Here is a 15,342-nt window from a genome sequence, read left to right on the forward strand (position 1 = left end):
ACCGAGAGTGAATCATGAGCAAACCAGTTCGTATGGAGCCGGGCGTCAAGCTGCGCGATGGCGACAAGATGGCCCTGATCCCGGTGAAATTCATGCCGGATCCCACCGAAGAAGTGCTGCGCAAACCGGACTGGATGCGCATCAAGTTGCCGCCTTCGAGCCAGAAGATTGAGCACATCAAGAGCACCTTGCGTAAAAACAAGCTGCACTCGGTATGCGAAGAGGCCTCCTGCCCCAATCTGGCCGAGTGCTTCAACCACGGTACCGCCACCTTCATGATCATGGGCGCCATCTGCACCCGTCGTTGCCCCTTCTGCGACGTGGCCCACGGCCGCCCACTGGCACTGGATCCCGACGAGCCGCAGAAACTGGCCCTCACCATCAAGGAGATGGGGCTGAAATACGTGGTCATCACCTCGGTGGACCGCGATGACCTGCGTGACGGCGGTGCCCAGCACTTCGCCGACTGCATCAAGCAGATCCGTGAGCACAGCCCCCAGACCCGCATCGAGATCCTGACCCCGGACTTCCGTGGCCGGATGGAGCAGGCCCTGGACGTGTTCCGCGAGACCCCGCCGGACGTGTTCAACCACAACCTGGAAACCGCCCCGCGCATGTACCGGGTCGCCCGCCCCGGTGCCGACTACAAGTGGTCCCTGGAGCTGCTGCGCCGTATCAAGGAGATGCACCCCCATGTACCGACCAAGTCCGGTGTCATGATGGGTCTTGGCGAAACCAACGAAGAGATAGTCCAGGTGCTCAAGGACTTGCGCGAGCACGGCGTCAACATGCTGACCCTGGGCCAGTATCTGCAGCCGAGCCGCCACCACCTGCCGGTGAAGCGCTACGTGCCGCCCGCAGAGTTCGACGAGCTCAAAGACGTCGCCATGGATCTGGGCTTCTCCCACGCCGCCTGCGGTCCCTTCGTGCGCTCCTCTTACCACGCAGACCTGCAAGCCAAGGGCGAAGAGGTCAAATAATCGCCCTTGCATCCCCATGCATCTGCCAACAAGAAGAGCGCCTCAGGGCGCTCTTCTTTTATCGGTCAATCAAGGCTGTAATAGGTCGAGCGCCATGCCGGGTCTGCTGTAGGCTTGGCTCAATGAGGGCCCCGCACCTGTTGTTGCAGCTCAAGCAGGGCCCTGACCTCGGCCAGGCGGCGCCGGGTCAACGCAATACGCTCCGCCTTGCCAATGCCCTCACCCGTCAGCAAGTCGGCCAGACAGTGATCATAGAGAGGGCCGCTCAGGCGCCAACTGCGGCTGACGGCTCCCTGAGTCAAGGTGAGCCGCTCCTCGCTGCCACAGCGATCCAGGCTGATTTGCCGACCATCTGCCAGAGAGGCCCGGATCCCCTTCTGTCCCCCGGCAGGGCCGGCGTATTTGTCGAGCCAGATATGAAGCGGTATGGATCCCAGGGAGCCAAGCAGTTCGGCCCGCCCTTCGGCGCTGTGCAGGTCGCCTCGGGCTATGGCCTGGCCCAGCCGGTCTGTCACGCCACGGGCTTTCAGTTGCAGGGATTCATCCTCCCCAAGCGCCGCCACCAGCTCTCTGGCCTGAGTCAGCACATGGGTGCCTATGTCGAGGATGACCCCATCGGGATGGCGCAGCGCCCGGCGATCCGCTTCTCCCGTGGCAAAGTTGAGGGCGATGGGCTGCCCCTGATCGTCCCTGCCACTGGCTTCTTGCAGATAGCCCTCCAGCAGCACAAGTCGAGCACCAGTGAAATCAGGAAGATCCGCCTGCGCCGGATCCTCTGCCTGCCAATGCGCGCCAAGTTGCCCCGATAGCAGTTGCTGGATCCCACGGCGTGCCATCCAGTGATCCAGGGCCAGCACTCGCCCGGCCTGGGCAGCGTCGGCCAGCAGCGCCTCCATCTCCCCAAGCTGATCCAGACGGGCAACCAGGGGTTTTTCCACCACCAATAGCGGTATTGCGCTAGCCAGGGCTGCCTGCAGGGTCTCCAGATGAACGAGGGAGGGAGTGGTAATGAACAACAGATCCAGCGGCTTGGCCAGCAAGGCTCCCAGACTCGGCAGGCCATGAATGCCCATCAACTGCCGAGCGGGATCCACGTCATGGCCCCACAGATCTAGGCCCGGTATGGTGAGCCGCTTGAGGGCTGGCAGATAAGCGGTTTCCACCACGGCGCCCAGGCCGACGAATCCAATTTGCATCAGCTTCTCTCCAAATAGATTCAATCTAGCGCCACTGGCCTTGACCTGGCCTGATCCAGAGCAATGAATCCCGCGGACCTGACTCGGCGCAGGCGTCTGGAGGCAACGACAAGGCCCCGTTCGAGCATTCCTGTTCCTTCGGGCAGAGGCTATGATGCCGACTTTCCCGCCGCATTCAGGAGCTGCTCATGTCCCCGGTCAAGGTCTTCATCATCCATGGTTACACGGCATCCCCCCAGGCCAACTGGTTTCCCTGGCTCGCCACCCGGCTCGAAGAGCAGAGGGTGCAGGTCACTGTGCTGGCCATGCCGGATCCCCATACCCCGGCGCCTGCCGCCTGGGATGCTTATCTGGCCCAGCGTATCGGAGAAGCAGATGGCAGCACCATACTGGTTGGCCACAGCCTGGGCTGCATCGCGGCCCTGCGTTACCTGCATCAACAAACCGCGACGCATCACCTCGGCGGTTTGCTGCTGGTCAGTGGCTTTGATGAGCCCCTCGCGACCCTGCCCGAGCTGACCCCCTTCGTCGCCCAGTCGCTGCCCCTTGCCGAGCTTCGTGCTCGCCTGCACCATTGCGCCCTGATCGCCTCCATGGATGATGCCATAGTGCCCCAGCCCTACTCGGCGCGTCTGGCCCAGCGGCTCCAGGCTCCTTTGCATCTGATCGAGCAAGGGGGACACTTCCTCGACCGGGAGGGTTTCACCGAGTTGCCCCTCGCCTATGAACAAGTGATGGGTATGGTCAGTGCCCTGGGTGATGTCCAAGGGACGCTTAAGGCAGGTTGATGGCATGGCTGTCATTGTCGGTAGATTTCGATAACTTTCGATGACAAAACGGCCACCCGAGGGTGGCCGTTGGCTTGCGTGACGTTTGAAGCGGCAAGACTAGAGACCGGCGGCCTCCAGATGCTCCACCAGCAGCTGGACGCTGCGGTTGCCGCGCCACTCGTTGACATCGAGCCGGTAGACCAGCCGCACCCGTTTGACCGAGGCATCGGGCCAGCGCTTGAGATCCACCCCGAAGGCAATGGCATCTACCGCATGGCCGGAATCCGTGGTCAGCATCATCTTGAGGTGCTTCTCCCCCACCAGCCGCTGCTGGACCAGCACGAACTCGCCATCGAACAGCGGCTCCGGGAAGGCCTGGCCCCAGGGGCCCGAGGCGCGGATCAGCTCCGCCAGCTCCAGACTCAGCTCGTCGGGCAGCAGCTCGCCGTCGGTGAGCAGCACCCCGGTCAGCAGCTCCGGGGTCACCAGCTCGGCGATGACCGCCTCAAACGCCCGGCCGAACGCCTCTATATTGGCCTTGGGCAGCGTCAGCCCCGCCGCCATGGCGTGGCCGCCAAACTTGCCCATCAGACCGGGATGGCGGGTATCGAGCAGCTCGAGGGCATCGCGCAAGTGCACCCCGGGGATGGAGCGGCCGGAGCCCTTGAGCTCGGTGTCGCTGCTTTCGGCGAAGGCGATCACCGGTCTGTAGTACTTCTCCTTGATCTTGGAGGCCACCAAGCCCACCACCCCCTGATGCCACTCGTCCCTGTGCAGCACTATGCCGCTGGGCACCTCGCCGTCGCGAAAACGGATCTGCTCCAGGGTGGCCAGCGCCTCCTGCTGCATGCCCTGCTCTATCTCCTTGCGCTCCTGGTTGAGGCTGTCCATCTCCGCCGCAAGCTGACGCGCCAGATTGATGTCATCGCTCAGCAGACAGGCGACCCCGAGGGACATGTCATCCAGCCGGCCCACCGCATTGAGGCGAGGCCCCAGGGCGAAGCCGAGATCGGCGGCGCACAGGCGGCGACCATCGCGGCCCGACACGTCCACCAGCGCCTGGATGCCGGGGCGGCAGCGACCGGCCCGGATCCGCTGCAGCCCCTGATGGACAAGGATACGGTTGTTGCCATCCAGCGCCACCACGTCGGCGACTGTGCCAAGCGCCACCAGATCGAGATAGTCCGCCACGTTGGGGGGACGAATGCCGAGTCGCTCATACCAGCCGCTCTGGCGCAGATGGGTGTTGAGGGCCGCCATCAGGTAGAAGGCCACCCCCACCCCGGCCAGGGACTTGGAGGGAAAATCGCAGCCACGCTGGTTAGGGTTCACTATCGCATCGGCAGCAGGCAGCTCATGACCCGGCAGGTGATGATCGGTGACCAGTACCTGCATCCCGGCGGCCTTGGCGGCGGCCACCCCGGCGATGCTGGAGATGCCGTTATCCACTGTGATGAGAAACTCGGCGCCGCGAGCCACCGCCAGCGCGACGATCTCCGGGGTGAGGCCATAACCGAACTCGAAGCGGTTGGGCACCAGGAAATCGACACTCTGCCCTCCCATGGCCCGCAGCGCCAGCACGCACAGGGCCGAGCTGGTGGCGCCGTCGCAGTCGAAGTCGCCGACGATGAGGATGCGTTTCTGGGCAGTCAGCGCCCCGGCCAGCAGCGGCACCGCCTGCTCCATGCCAAACAGCCGCTGGGGCGGCAGCAGCTGGCTGGCGCTGCGCTCCAGCAGGGCGGGATCCTCCACCCCGCGACTGGCGAAGATTTGACGCAGCAAGGGATGCAGGGTATCGGGGAGATGAGCATCATCCACCCGGGGACGACGACGAATTTGCAGGGACATGGGGCTATCCAATGGGGTTAATCAACACGGTGGCAGAGGCCGAAAACAGGTGGCAAGGATCGCACTCCTGCCCCCGATAGGCAAATTCCATCATTCGGGATCTTATTACGAATCCCATTAATAACTGATCGTTAACAGAAATTTTGCCCGCTCAGGTTGCCAATTGGGCTCAGTCACATCAAGCTAGCAGAGATGGCTCATGGGTGTAGGCGCAGCCTGTACTCAGCCCTCACTCCATGACTAATAACTTTGTGCAACTTTACCCATTTGGAGAGATTTCAATGAGCCTGATCCAGGAATTCAAGGCCTTTGCCGCCCGTGGCAACGTGATCGACATGGCCGTCGGTATCATCATAGGTGCCGCCTTCGGCAAGATAGTCTCCTCGTTCGTCGGTGACATCATCATGCCCCCCATAGGTATCATCCTGGGCGGGGTCGATTTCAGCGATCTGGCCGTGGTGCTCAAGGCGGCCGAGGGAGAGACCCCCGCCGTGGTGATCGCCTATGGCAAGTTTATCCAGACCATCATCGACTTCCTGATCATCGCCTTTGCCATCTTCATGGGCGTCAAGGCCATGAACAGCATGAAGAAACAAGCCGAGGAAGCGCCAGCGGCACCAGCCGCGCCGACCAAGGATCAAGAGTTGCTGAGCGAGATCCGCGATCTGCTCAAGAACAAGCAGCAATAACTCTCCGGCAAGCCCCCGCAACCACGCCGAGGAGGGCCCCCTTCTCGGCATAAACCCAAATGAATATACAAATGACAGATCAATCATTTGCCTTGAGGGATCCCGCCACGTAGACTGGTCGGTCAGCCTGTTTCGGCCCAGAACCTTTCAGGAATGCCATGACCTCCCCCAGCAAACCCACAAACAGTTACCATCAGTTTGTCACTTATTATCTCATCATCCTGGCCATCCCCATGCTGCTGATCAGTGGCGGTCTCTTCTATTTCAATCAACTCACCCAGTCCAATCTTCTCCAGGCGACACTCAAGGCGACCAGCCAGATCATGGTTCAAGACATAGCCCGCCAGAGCACCATGCTGGTCGCCCAGCTCAATATGGCGGGAGAGCAGTTGCACAAGACAAAAAGAGGAAATCGGCTCTCCAATGCAGAAAAAGAAGAGCTGGCCCAGCGCTGGCGCGCTCTTAGCTATCCCTCCCCCCTGATAAAGCACATCTACTACAGCAGTCATCAGGGCAGCTTCTTCTCCTATCCCACCTTGCTGCTCACCGACGACTACCAGCCCACCCGGCGCCCCTGGTATCAGGTTGCCCTTGAGCTGCCTAATACACCGGTGTGGGGGAATCCTTATAGCGATGCCTTGACCAAGATCCCGGTCATATCGGTCTCCAAGGCCTTGCTCGCTCCCGACGGAGAAATTGATGGGGTAGTCGCCCTCGATGTGTCACTGCAGGAGTGGAGTCTTATCTTTCAGCAACACACCAAACTGGCCAACGGGGCCCGTATGATGCTGGTCGATACCCAGACCGGGATCCTGATCGCTCACAGCGACGCTTCTCTCATCAACAGCCCCGCCGACCCCAAGATGCTGGTGCAGTTAGAAGGGTTGGATGGCCAGTTCCTCGATGATGAGAATAACCTCGTCACCTTCGGCAGCATTGAGGGGCACCCCAACTGGATCCTGGTGACTCAGCTCCCCCTCAGCCTGACCAATAACATCAACAAGGGTTTCATCACCACAGTCATTGTCATGTTGCTGCTCTCCCTACTGCTGTTTGGCCTGGTGGCCGTCATCTTCAAGAACAAAATTGAACAGATCATCACCCAGCTCATCCAGGTCGTGCGCCTGATGCGAGTCACGCCTCCCGGCAAACAGGTTATCCTGCCCAGTATCAAAGGGGTTGAGGAGCTGGAAGATGAACTCAACCGGATGACGGCCAAGATGGACAAGGTGGCCGACAAGGCGAATCGAGATGCGCTCACCGGCCTCTACAATCGCCGTTATTTCGATAACCAAATGCGTCGGCTTCATGACGAGCAGCGTCCCTTCGTACTCGCCTTGGTCGATCTCGACAATTTCAAGTCGATCAATGACAGCTTCGGCCACCCGACCGGAGATGCGGTCCTCAAGCGCGTGTCGGCCCTGGGACAGGAGATCCTGCCCCAGGGGGGGACCCTGTGCCGCTATGGTGGCGAGGAGCTGATCGTCATCTTCGAGCAGGAGTCACTGCTGGAGGCCAAGCTGCTGATGGAAGCGTGGCGAACAGCAGTCAGCACGCTGGTATGGCGTGAACCTGCACTATCCGTCACCTTCAGCGCTGGTCTCGGAGCCTGGCAGGGGCAAGCCTGGGAAGCGCTGTTGCAACAGGTGGATGATGCGCTCTACCAGGCCAAAGCCAATGGCAAGAACCAGTTGGCAGAAGTCAGCTCACATTGAATCAGGCACGGGGGTGATGCTCACCATGCAGCGCCTTGAGTCGTTCATTCGCCACATGGGTGTAGATCTGGGTGGTGGAGAGATCCGCGTGCCCCAGCAGCATCTGTACCACCCGCAAGTCGGCACCGTGGTTGAGCAGATGGGTGGCGAACGCGTGACGCAGGGTGTGAGGTGACAGCTCCCCGGCAATGCCGGCGCGCAGGGCGTAGAGCTTGATGCGATGCCAGAAGGTCTGGCGGGTCATCATCTGCGCCCGCTTGGAAGGGAACACCACATCCGAGCTCACCCCGCCGAGCAGCAGGGGGCGCGAGGCACGATAATAACGCTCGAGCCAATGCACCGCCTCCTCCCCCATGGGCACCAGCCGCTCCTTGTTACCCTTGCCGACCACTCGCACCAGCCCCTGGCGCAGGCTCAGGTGTTCGGCGGTCAATCCCACCAGTTCCGAGACCCGCAAGCCAGTGGCGTAGAGCAGCTCCAGCATCGCCTTGTCCCGCAGCTCAAGGGGATCCTCCACATCAGGCTCATCGAGCAAGGTGCCAACCTGCCCCTCACTCAGGTCTGAGGGGAGCTTCTTGGGCAACTTGGGCCCCTCCAGCAAGACGGTCGGATCGTCACTGCGCAGCTTCTCCCGGTTGAGATACTGATAGAAGCGGCGCAAGGCGGAGAGAAAGCGCGCCGTGCTGCTGGGGGCGAAGCCCTGATCCACCCGCCAAGCGAGGTAGTGCTGGATCTCGGCCATCCCCGCCAGCAGCAGGGCGCTGCCCTGCGCATCCAGCCAATGGGCGAACTTGCTCAAATCGACCCGGTAGGAGGCCACGGTATTGTCAGACAGGCCCCGCTCCAGCCAGAGCGCGTCGAGGAACTGCTCGATCAGGGGGTGCGGAGAGTGGGCGGACTTGACGGTTTGCTTGGTCATGGGGCGGCCGGGTTGACGAACAGGTTGCCATTCTAACGCCAAGTCGGGGCCGCCACACAAGCCGGGCTGCGAGTGTCGGATCAGACGCCCTGATATGGCGAGGGATCAAGGCCCGTCCAGACTGGGAAGCGGCGGCCACTCTCTGGTAAACTTGCCCCCTTACCTTGAGCTGGCTGGAAGAGCGATGAAGATAGGTCTGTTTTACGGTTCCACCACCTGTTACACCGAGATGGCCGCCGAGAAGATCCGTGCCCTGCTGGGCCCGGAGCTGGTCGACATCCACAACATCAAAGACGTGCCCATGGTACGCATGCAGGATTACGAGATCCTGATCCTCGGCATCTCCACCTGGGATTTCGGCGAGTTGCAGGAAGATTGGGAATCCAGCTGGGATGACATCGCCGGGCTCGACCTCGAGGGGCGCATCATCGCCCTGTTCGGCATGGGCGATCAGCTCGGCTACGGCGACTGGTATCAGGATGCCCTCGGCCTGCTCCACGATCAGCTGCTGCCCAAGGGAGTCAAGCTGGTGGGTTACTGGCCCAATGAAGGGTACGAATTCGAGGCCTCCAAGGCACTCATCGACGACGGTCGCCACTTCGTCGGCCTGGCCCTCGATGACGCCAACCAGTATGACCAGACCGATGAGCGACTCGAACAGTGGGTCGAACAGATCCTCAATGAGATCCAGGAACTGCTGTAAGCCTGCCCTTCCCCTCATATTTTCTATTGTCGTCATCGGGTTCGGCCTAGCGACTTTTGCACACTGGTCTGTAACAATGTTTACCTGCGCCCAACATAATCCTAAAAATCAGGGCGCTGGAAGCAAACAGGAATAGACCAGAAAAGGAAATTCTATGATCCAAATCTCCCTCCTGGCCCCCGCCATCGCCCGCGACGTGCTCGATCACGCCCTGGCGCTGGGGGCCGACTTCGCCGAGCTGTTTGTGGAGCGCAAGCGCCGCAGCCAGATCAGCCTGCTGTCGAGCCAGATAGAAAATATCAGTGGCGGCCTCGATTTTGGCATAGGCGTGCGCCTGTGCTATGGCCACAAGGTGCTCTACGGCTACACCAATCTGGCCAGCCGCGATGAGCTGCTGCGCATCGTCAGTCTGCTGGCGGCAAAAGACAGACGGGATCCTGTGGTGACCGCCACCGCCTTCGATTTCACCCGTTTGACCGATCACCATCCCATCGCCCTGCCGCTGTCGGCGGACAAGCTGCTGGAGCAGAAAATCGCTTATCTGCATGCCATGGATGCCGCCGCCCGCAGCGAGAGTGACAAGTTGAGCCAGTTCTCCGCCAATGCCATGGGCTGGGAGCAGGAGGTGGAGATCTTCAACAGCGAAGGGTTGCAGGTGGGGGATCGTCGCCACTACAACCGCATCATGGCCCAGGCCATCGCCGCCCAGGGCAGCGAGCAGACCATGGGCTACGAGGCCCCCGGTGCCCTCATGGGCTGGGAGCATGCGGCCAGCATAGATCCCCGCGAGCTGGCGCTCACCGCCACCCGTCAGGCGCTGGTAAAACTCGGCGCAGCGCCCTGCCCGAGCGGTACCCTGCCGGTCATCATGGAGAGCGGCTTTGGCGGCGTCATCTTCCACGAGGCCTGTGGCCACCTGCTGGAGACCACCTCGGTCGCCAAGAAGGCCTCGGTGTTTCACGACAAGATGGGCCAGCTCATCGCCAATCCGGCGGTCAGCGCCGTGGACGAAGGCTTGCAAGGCAACGCCTGGGGCTCCATCAACGTCGATGATGAAGGCATGGCGACCCAGCACACCCAGCTCATCAAGGATGGGGTACTGACCGGCTTCCTGGTCGACCGCATGGGGGCGCTCAAGACCGGCCATGCCCGCACCGGCTCAGGGCGACGCGAATCCTATCGCTTCGCCCCCGCCTCGCGCATGCGCAACACCTTTATCGAAGCGGGCAATCACAGCCTGGACGAGATGCTGGCCACGGTGGAACACGGCATCTATGCCAAGAAGATGGGCGGCGGCTCGGTGCAACCTGGCACCGGCGAGTTCAACTTCAACGTGCAGGAGGCTTACCTCATCGAGCACGGCAAGATCACCCGGCCGCTCAAATCGGCCACCCTGATAGGCACCGGCCCCCAGGTGCTCAAGGAGATCTCCATGGTCGGCCGCGACCTGGCCCTGGCCGCGGGCATGTGTGGTTCCGTCTCGGGCTCAGTGCCCACCTCGGTCGGCCAGCCAGCCTTGAAAGTGGATAACATCTTAGTGGGAGGGAACGCCTGATGAGCACACTCGATATGAATACTCTGCTCAGCCGCCTGCTGGAGAAAGTGGCCGATATCAATGCCGAGGCGGATATCATCGCCAATCAGGACAAGGCGTTCTCCCTCAAGGCCGACAAGGGGGAGCTTGGTGAATACAAGGTCACCAGCAGTCAGCAGCTTGGCCTGCGTCTCATCAAGGATGGCCGGGTCGGCATCGCCTATTCGGAATCCCTGGATGAGGCCGCCCTCGATGCCATGTTGCAAGATGCCCTCGACGCCAGCCGTTTCGCCAAGGTGGATGCAGATCAGGCGATTCGGGTGGCCGACAGCCAGCTCAATACCGACTGCGCCGAGATCCATCAACCCGATCGCACCCCGGTGGAAGAGAAGATAGCCCTGGCCCTGCGCCTCGAGGCGGACATGCTGGCCCTGCCGGATGTGACAGGTGCGCCCTACAACAGCCTGTTCGAGGGGGAGAGCCGCCTCTGGCTCGCCAACAGCCTGGGAACCCTCTGTCAGCACAGCGAGTTCAGCGTCGGCTGCTACACCTCGGCGCTGGTTGAGCGTGAAGGGCGCCAGTCCATGCATTATCAGGGACAGTACGGCCGCCGCTTCGACGAACTCGACAGCCGTACCCTCATCGAACAGGTGTATGCCGTGGCTGAGGGGCTGCTGATGGGGGACCCCGTGCCGAGCGGCCGCTACAGCGCCCTGTTCAGCACCAACTGCCTGGCCAGCCTGTTTGGCTGCTTCCAGTCGGCGCTGTCTGGCAAATGGGCCCAGCAGGGGATCAACCCCTGGCGCAACAAAGTAGGGCAGAGCGTGGCGTCGCGCTGGCTCACCCTGGAGAGCCGGGTCTATATGCCGGGGGGCATGAACATCAAGGCCTTCGACGGTGAGGGAGCCCCCAGCACCGATCTGCTGCTGATTGGCGAGGGGGAGCTGAAAACCCTGCTCCACAACAGTGTCACGGCGCACCACTTCGGCATCCAGAGCAATGGGGCCGCATCACGCAGCGCCCGCAGCGCTCTGGATGTCAGCCCGCGCCATCTGGTGTTTGGCACAGGCCCCCACAGCGAGACCGAGGTACAAACAGGCGAGTATCTGGAACTGGTCAAGCTCGATGGCCTGCACTCGGGGGCCGATGCGGTGAGCGGTGACTTCTCGTTTGGCGCCTCGGGCTTCCTGTGTCGGGACGGGGTTCGCATCGCGCCGGTACGCGGCATCACGGTGGCGGGCAACTTCTACCGCCTGCTCGGGGAGCTGGAAGCGGTCGGCGACTTGCTGCACCACGACGATGGCAAAGGCTTCTACGCGCCGCTCATCCGCTTCGGCGGCTTGAACATCGCCGGGAAATAAGCGGTGCGTTTGACCCGATGGCAAAGGCTCCTACGCACCATCATTCATCCGCTTCGGCGGGCTGAGCATCGCCGGGAAATAAGCGGTGCGTTTGACCCGATGGCAAAGGCTCCTACGCACCATCATTCATCCACTTCGGCGGCTTGAATATCGCCGGGAAATAGCCCGCTGACACAGGAAATGATGGCAAAGTCTTCTACGCGCCATCATTCATCCGCTTCGGCGGGCTGAGCATCGCCGGCAAGTGAGCCCTTCGGACAAGAAGAGCCGCTGTATGCCAGCACAGAGAGGGGGCGGTGGCCTGAACCTCGAAGGTAACTGACTGTATACAGTGCAGAAATTGCTGCTCTCCCCCACGCCAAAACGGCGCCTGATGGCGCCGTTTTTTCATTGATGGCGCCCCTTATTCTCCCCTCCTAACCTCTAAGAGCCACCGGTCGCATCGGCCGGAAACGTCTGGAGAATGCAAGATGGACAACACGCTAGTCTGGGCCGACATTCCAACCCGGGATCTGGACCGCGCCATGGCCTTCTACTCGGCCCTGCTCGACGTGCCGGTCACGGCACAACAGGAGGAGATACGCTTCGCCATGCTGCGCCACGACGGCAATAATGCAGCGGCCTGTCTCGGCCCCATGGATGAATACCACCAGCCCGGCGGCAGTGGCCCCCTCATCTATCTCTCCCTCGGAGACAGGCTGAAAGAGGCCGAACTCATGGTTCCCCGGCTCGGCGGGCGAGTCCTGGCACCTCTGCACGGCATCGGCAGCGGTCACGGCTCCCGGGTCATTATCGAGGACACCGAAGGCAATCGACTGGCGCTCTATGCGCCCCCGGCATCCTGATCCAATGGCTGCCATAGAAACAACAACGGCGACCCAGGGGTCGCCGTTCTCTAGACTGACACTCTCAATGAGACCATCAGACCTCGGGGTTGAGGCGAGTCGGCAGGCCGGAACGCTGCTCCAGAGCCTCTTTCACCATCTTGGAATCGTTCTCGGCATGAGCGACGAAACGGCTGATGGGGGCCGTCAGCTTGAGGGGGACCGGCGTATTGGAGTTGAACTCGGCCTCGCTGCGCGACAGCGGCTCATGGACTTCCATGTAACGGCTGCCATCGGGTTCGACCGTGGCCTTGACCGGCTGGTTGACGAACTGCACGCGAGTACCGACCGGTACCTTGTCAAACAGGTACTTGATGTCGTCGGCACGCAGACGGACGCAACCACTGCTCACCCGCAGGCCGATGCCGAAGGTCGCGTTGGTACCGTGGATGGCGTACAGGTTACCGATATAGAGGGCATGCAGACCCATGGGGTTATCCGGGCCGGCCGGCCAGACAGCGGGCAGCGTCTTGCCTTGCGCGGCATAACGGCGACGGATGTTCTCGGTCGGCGTCCAGGTCGGGTTGGCACGCTTGCGCTCCACCTTGGTGACCCAGTTTTCCGGGGTATTGACCCCAAGCTGGCCTATGCCTATCGGCAACACCTGCACCACATTCTTGCCCTTGGGGTAGTAGTAGAGACGCATCTCGGCCACGTTGATGACGATGCCCTCACGGGGCGCATCCGGCAGTATCAGCTGATGAGGGATCACCAGGGTGCTGCCCGCTTTGGGCAGGAAGGGATCCACGCCGGGGTTCGCTTCCATGATGTTGGTCAGCCCCAACTGGAAGTCGGCGGCGATCTGTTCGAGGGGGCGGTTGTCCGCCGGCACCACGTACTCCTGATTTTCACCGATCAAACGGCTCTTGGCGGTAGGCAGAGCATATTCAACAGCGGCGGCTTGCTGGCTGACCAGTGTCAGGCTGCACAAGAGGGCCGAGGCGGCGACGCGAACCGTGGTACTAAAGGCGTTCATACAATTCCTATAGGTGTTTCTGTGACCTGATCTGGGGAAGGTGCACGCTCATCATGAGCTGCCAGCACCCTTGGTGCGCATTCTTCCCTGCCGTGACACAAATTTCAACGTCCAGACGGGGGATTTATCACTCAAAGGCCCCGCTTTGACACTATTTAATCATTTACCCTACTGCCCTTTGGCTGACTATTCCATGAACAGTGGGATCCCGCTTAAGGTTGCTGCTATTTCCCGGCCTGTGAAGTGGCTCACAACCGAGGTCAATCGACACCCAACCTTCCTCCTTGCGCCTTATAATGCCAGCGCCAAAAAAAGGCGCTAACCTATTGACGCTACGGAAAATATAATGAAAAACCTCAATAAAACCCTACTGGCCGCCGCCATTTCCCTCGGATTACTGGCAGGCTGTAACAGCAACAATGACTCCAAGGCCCCCGATCCCATGGTTCGCTTCGCTACCTTCAATCTGTCGTTTGATCGCACCGCCCCCGGCATGCTCTCCGGCGAACTGGCCCTGGACCGCGCCGCCCAGGACGCCCTGCTGGCCCGCTACCAGGACGGCGACACCAGCCTCGGCAAGGCCGAGATAACCCAGGCCAAAAACGTGCAGCAGATCCGCAATATCGCCGAGATAGTGCAGCGCACCCGCCCGGATGTGTTCCTGCTCAACGAATTCGACAACGACGGCAAGGGCGAGAGCACGGCCGATCTGAAGGCGTTCAACGACAACTACCTGGCCCATGCCCAGCACGGCGAAGTGACCGCCATCAGCTACCCGGTGCTGCAGAATTTTGCCACCAACACCGGCCTGATGAGCGGTCATGATCTCAATCTGGACGGCAAGCTGAGCAGCGGGCCGGATGACGCCTGGGGCTTTGGCAACTACCACGGCCAGTACGCCTTCGCGGTGATGTCGAAGTACCCCATCGACACCAAGGAGATCCGCACCTTCCAGCACTTCAAGTGGAAGGACATGCCGGGCGAAGCCAACCCCGTCATCGACGACTGCAACAATCCCAAGGCGCCGATCCCGGCCGGTCGCCAGTGCGGCGATGCCTGGTATGACGCCGCGGCCTGGGAGCAGTTCCCGCTCTCCTCCAAGAACCACGCGGACGTGCCGGTGCGCATCAAGCAGGGCAACAAGGAGGAGGTGATCCACTTCCTCATCTCCCACCCCACGCCCCCCATCTTCGGCAACGCGGCGCGCCACAACGTCAAGCACAACAGGGCCGAGGTCGCCTTCTGGCAGGACTATGTGGAAGCCGCCAGCTACATGGTGGATGACGCGGGTAAGGCGGGTGGCTTGGCCGAGGGCGCTCGCTTCGTCATCGCCGGGGATCTCAACGCCGATCCCCAACTCGGCGACGGGGATCTCAGTGCCATCCAGGACTTGCACAACCACGTGCTGGTCAACCAGGCAGTCACCAACGGCGCCCTGATCCCGGTCAGCCAGGGTGGCCCCGAGTGCCTCGCCAGCCAGCCGGATCAGTGCAAGCGCAACAACAACCGCACCACCCCGGAGCGCATCACCAGCAGCAGCGGCCTGCAGCTCGATCACCTGATCCCCTCCGCCAACCTCAACGCGGTCGCCTCAGGGGTGTTCTGGCCCGCCAGCTTCGAGCCCGGCTACCACCTGGTGTATGACGCCAAGCTTGGCATCGCCAAGGGAGTGAGCTCGGATCACCGCCTGGTGTGGGTGGACGTCGAACTGGACAAGTGATCCAAGGGATCCACTCAATGAAAAGCGGGGCCATGATGGCCCCGCTT

The 15,342-nt window shown here is 61.5% G+C and carries 13 protein-coding genes; 9 read left to right on the forward strand and 4 right to left on the reverse strand.

The features are described 5' to 3' along the window. The first annotated feature begins 14 nt into the window (after window positions 1-14). Window positions 15-980, forward strand: coding sequence for a lipoyl synthase (gene lipA / locus KYK33_RS15810; protein WP_042040919.1), 966 nt, complete (start codon window positions 15-17; stop codon window positions 978-980). A gap of 119 nt (window positions 981-1,099) precedes the next feature. Here lipA and KYK33_RS15815 read toward each other — a convergent pair whose 3' ends face one another. Continuing rightward, window positions 1,100-2,176: a Gfo/Idh/MocA family oxidoreductase gene (locus KYK33_RS15815; protein WP_224431143.1), complete on the reverse strand. Its 1,077-nt coding sequence runs from the start codon at window positions 2,174-2,176 to the stop codon at window positions 1,100-1,102. 188 nt (window positions 2,177-2,364) lie between these two features. On the opposite strand from KYK33_RS15815, the gene KYK33_RS15820 reads away from it, so the two are divergent. Further along, window positions 2,365-2,964, forward strand: coding sequence for an RBBP9/YdeN family alpha/beta hydrolase (locus tag KYK33_RS15820; RefSeq protein WP_224431144.1), 600 nt, complete (start codon window positions 2,365-2,367; stop codon window positions 2,962-2,964). Between the two features lie 99 nt (window positions 2,965-3,063). On the opposite strand, the gene recJ is transcribed toward KYK33_RS15820, so the two are convergent. Continuing rightward, on the reverse strand, window positions 3,064-4,794 hold the full coding sequence (gene recJ, locus KYK33_RS15825) for a single-stranded-DNA-specific exonuclease RecJ (protein ID WP_224431145.1): 1,731 nt from the start codon (window positions 4,792-4,794) through the stop codon (window positions 3,064-3,066). A 281-nt stretch (window positions 4,795-5,075) separates the two neighbouring features. Between recJ and mscL the strand changes: the two genes are divergently transcribed. Both mscL and KYK33_RS15835 read left to right on the forward strand, forming a co-directional pair. Further along, on the forward strand, window positions 5,076-5,483 hold the full coding sequence (mscL, locus tag KYK33_RS15830) for a large-conductance mechanosensitive channel protein MscL (protein WP_042040923.1): 408 nt from the start codon (window positions 5,076-5,078) through the stop codon (window positions 5,481-5,483). A gap of 158 nt (window positions 5,484-5,641) precedes the next feature. Next, complete coding sequence (locus tag KYK33_RS15835; RefSeq protein WP_224431146.1) at window positions 5,642-7,198, forward strand: sensor domain-containing diguanylate cyclase; 1,557 nt, start codon at window positions 5,642-5,644, stop codon at window positions 7,196-7,198. Between the two features lies 1 nt (window position 7,199). Here the strand turns inward: KYK33_RS15835 and xerD are convergent, their stop codons facing one another. After that, window positions 7,200-8,117: a site-specific tyrosine recombinase XerD gene (xerD, locus tag KYK33_RS15840; RefSeq protein ID WP_042040924.1), complete on the reverse strand. Its 918-nt coding sequence runs from the start codon at window positions 8,115-8,117 to the stop codon at window positions 7,200-7,202. Between the two features lie 184 nt (window positions 8,118-8,301). On the opposite strand from xerD, the gene fldB reads away from it, so the two are divergent. The 4 genes from fldB to KYK33_RS15860 all read left to right on the forward strand — a co-directional run bounded on the left by fldB (window position 8,302) and on the right by KYK33_RS15860 (window position 12,560). Continuing rightward, complete coding sequence (gene fldB / locus KYK33_RS15845; RefSeq protein WP_224431147.1) at window positions 8,302-8,820, forward strand: flavodoxin FldB; 519 nt, start codon at window positions 8,302-8,304, stop codon at window positions 8,818-8,820. Window positions 8,821-8,974: 154 nt separating this feature from the next. Further along, window positions 8,975-10,375: a TldD/PmbA family protein gene (locus KYK33_RS15850; RefSeq protein ID WP_224431148.1), complete on the forward strand. Its 1,401-nt coding sequence runs from the start codon at window positions 8,975-8,977 to the stop codon at window positions 10,373-10,375. Beyond that, window positions 10,375-11,715: a TldD/PmbA family protein gene (locus KYK33_RS15855; RefSeq protein ID WP_224431149.1), complete on the forward strand. Its 1,341-nt coding sequence runs from the start codon at window positions 10,375-10,377 to the stop codon at window positions 11,713-11,715. Before KYK33_RS15850 ends, KYK33_RS15855 begins: the two co-directional genes overlap by 1 nt. Before the next feature lie 470 nt (window positions 11,716-12,185). Continuing rightward, the gene (locus KYK33_RS15860) at window positions 12,186-12,560 is read left to right on the forward strand and encodes a VOC family protein (protein WP_042040928.1); all 375 of its coding nucleotides are present in this window, start codon (window positions 12,186-12,188) and stop codon (window positions 12,558-12,560) included. Between the two features lie 76 nt (window positions 12,561-12,636). Here the strand turns inward: KYK33_RS15860 and KYK33_RS15865 are convergent, their stop codons facing one another. Continuing rightward, window positions 12,637-13,575, reverse strand: coding sequence for a L,D-transpeptidase family protein (locus KYK33_RS15865; protein WP_042040929.1), 939 nt, complete (start codon window positions 13,573-13,575; stop codon window positions 12,637-12,639). A gap of 346 nt (window positions 13,576-13,921) precedes the next feature. On the opposite strand from KYK33_RS15865, the gene KYK33_RS15870 reads away from it, so the two are divergent. Then, window positions 13,922-15,295 (forward strand): endonuclease/exonuclease/phosphatase family protein, encoded by a 1,374-nt coding sequence (locus KYK33_RS15870; protein ID WP_224431150.1) that lies wholly within the window; start codon window positions 13,922-13,924, stop codon window positions 15,293-15,295. The last annotated feature ends 47 nt before the right edge of the window (window positions 15,296-15,342 follow it).

This window comes from Aeromonas rivuli (assembly GCF_020149575.1).
GTDB lineage: Bacteria > Pseudomonadota > Gammaproteobacteria > Enterobacterales > Aeromonadaceae > Aeromonas > Aeromonas rivuli.

Excerpts from the sequence above, each read along its gene's own strand:
- lipA (WP_042040919.1), top strand. The coding sequence starts at position 15 with ATGAGCAAACCAGTTCGTATGGAGCCGGGCGTCAAGCTGCGCGATGGC.
- KYK33_RS15815 (WP_224431143.1), bottom strand. The coding sequence starts at position 2,176 with ATGCAAATTGGATTCGTCGGCCTGGGCGCCGTGGTGGAAACCGCTTAT.
- KYK33_RS15820 (WP_224431144.1), top strand. The coding sequence starts at position 2,365 with ATGTCCCCGGTCAAGGTCTTCATCATCCATGGTTACACGGCATCCCCC.
- recJ (WP_224431145.1), bottom strand. The coding sequence starts at position 4,794 with ATGTCCCTGCAAATTCGTCGTCGTCCCCGGGTGGATGATGCTCATCTC.
- mscL (WP_042040923.1), top strand. The coding sequence starts at position 5,076 with ATGAGCCTGATCCAGGAATTCAAGGCCTTTGCCGCCCGTGGCAACGTG.
- KYK33_RS15835 (WP_224431146.1), top strand. The coding sequence starts at position 5,642 with ATGACCTCCCCCAGCAAACCCACAAACAGTTACCATCAGTTTGTCACT.
- xerD (WP_042040924.1), bottom strand. The coding sequence starts at position 8,117 with ATGACCAAGCAAACCGTCAAGTCCGCCCACTCTCCGCACCCCCTGATC.
- fldB (WP_224431147.1), top strand. The coding sequence starts at position 8,302 with ATGAAGATAGGTCTGTTTTACGGTTCCACCACCTGTTACACCGAGATG.
- KYK33_RS15850 (WP_224431148.1), top strand. The coding sequence starts at position 8,975 with ATGATCCAAATCTCCCTCCTGGCCCCCGCCATCGCCCGCGACGTGCTC.
- KYK33_RS15855 (WP_224431149.1), top strand. The coding sequence starts at position 10,375 with ATGAGCACACTCGATATGAATACTCTGCTCAGCCGCCTGCTGGAGAAA.
- KYK33_RS15860 (WP_042040928.1), top strand. The coding sequence starts at position 12,186 with ATGGACAACACGCTAGTCTGGGCCGACATTCCAACCCGGGATCTGGAC.
- KYK33_RS15865 (WP_042040929.1), bottom strand. The coding sequence starts at position 13,575 with ATGAACGCCTTTAGTACCACGGTTCGCGTCGCCGCCTCGGCCCTCTTG.
- KYK33_RS15870 (WP_224431150.1), top strand. The coding sequence starts at position 13,922 with ATGAAAAACCTCAATAAAACCCTACTGGCCGCCGCCATTTCCCTCGGA.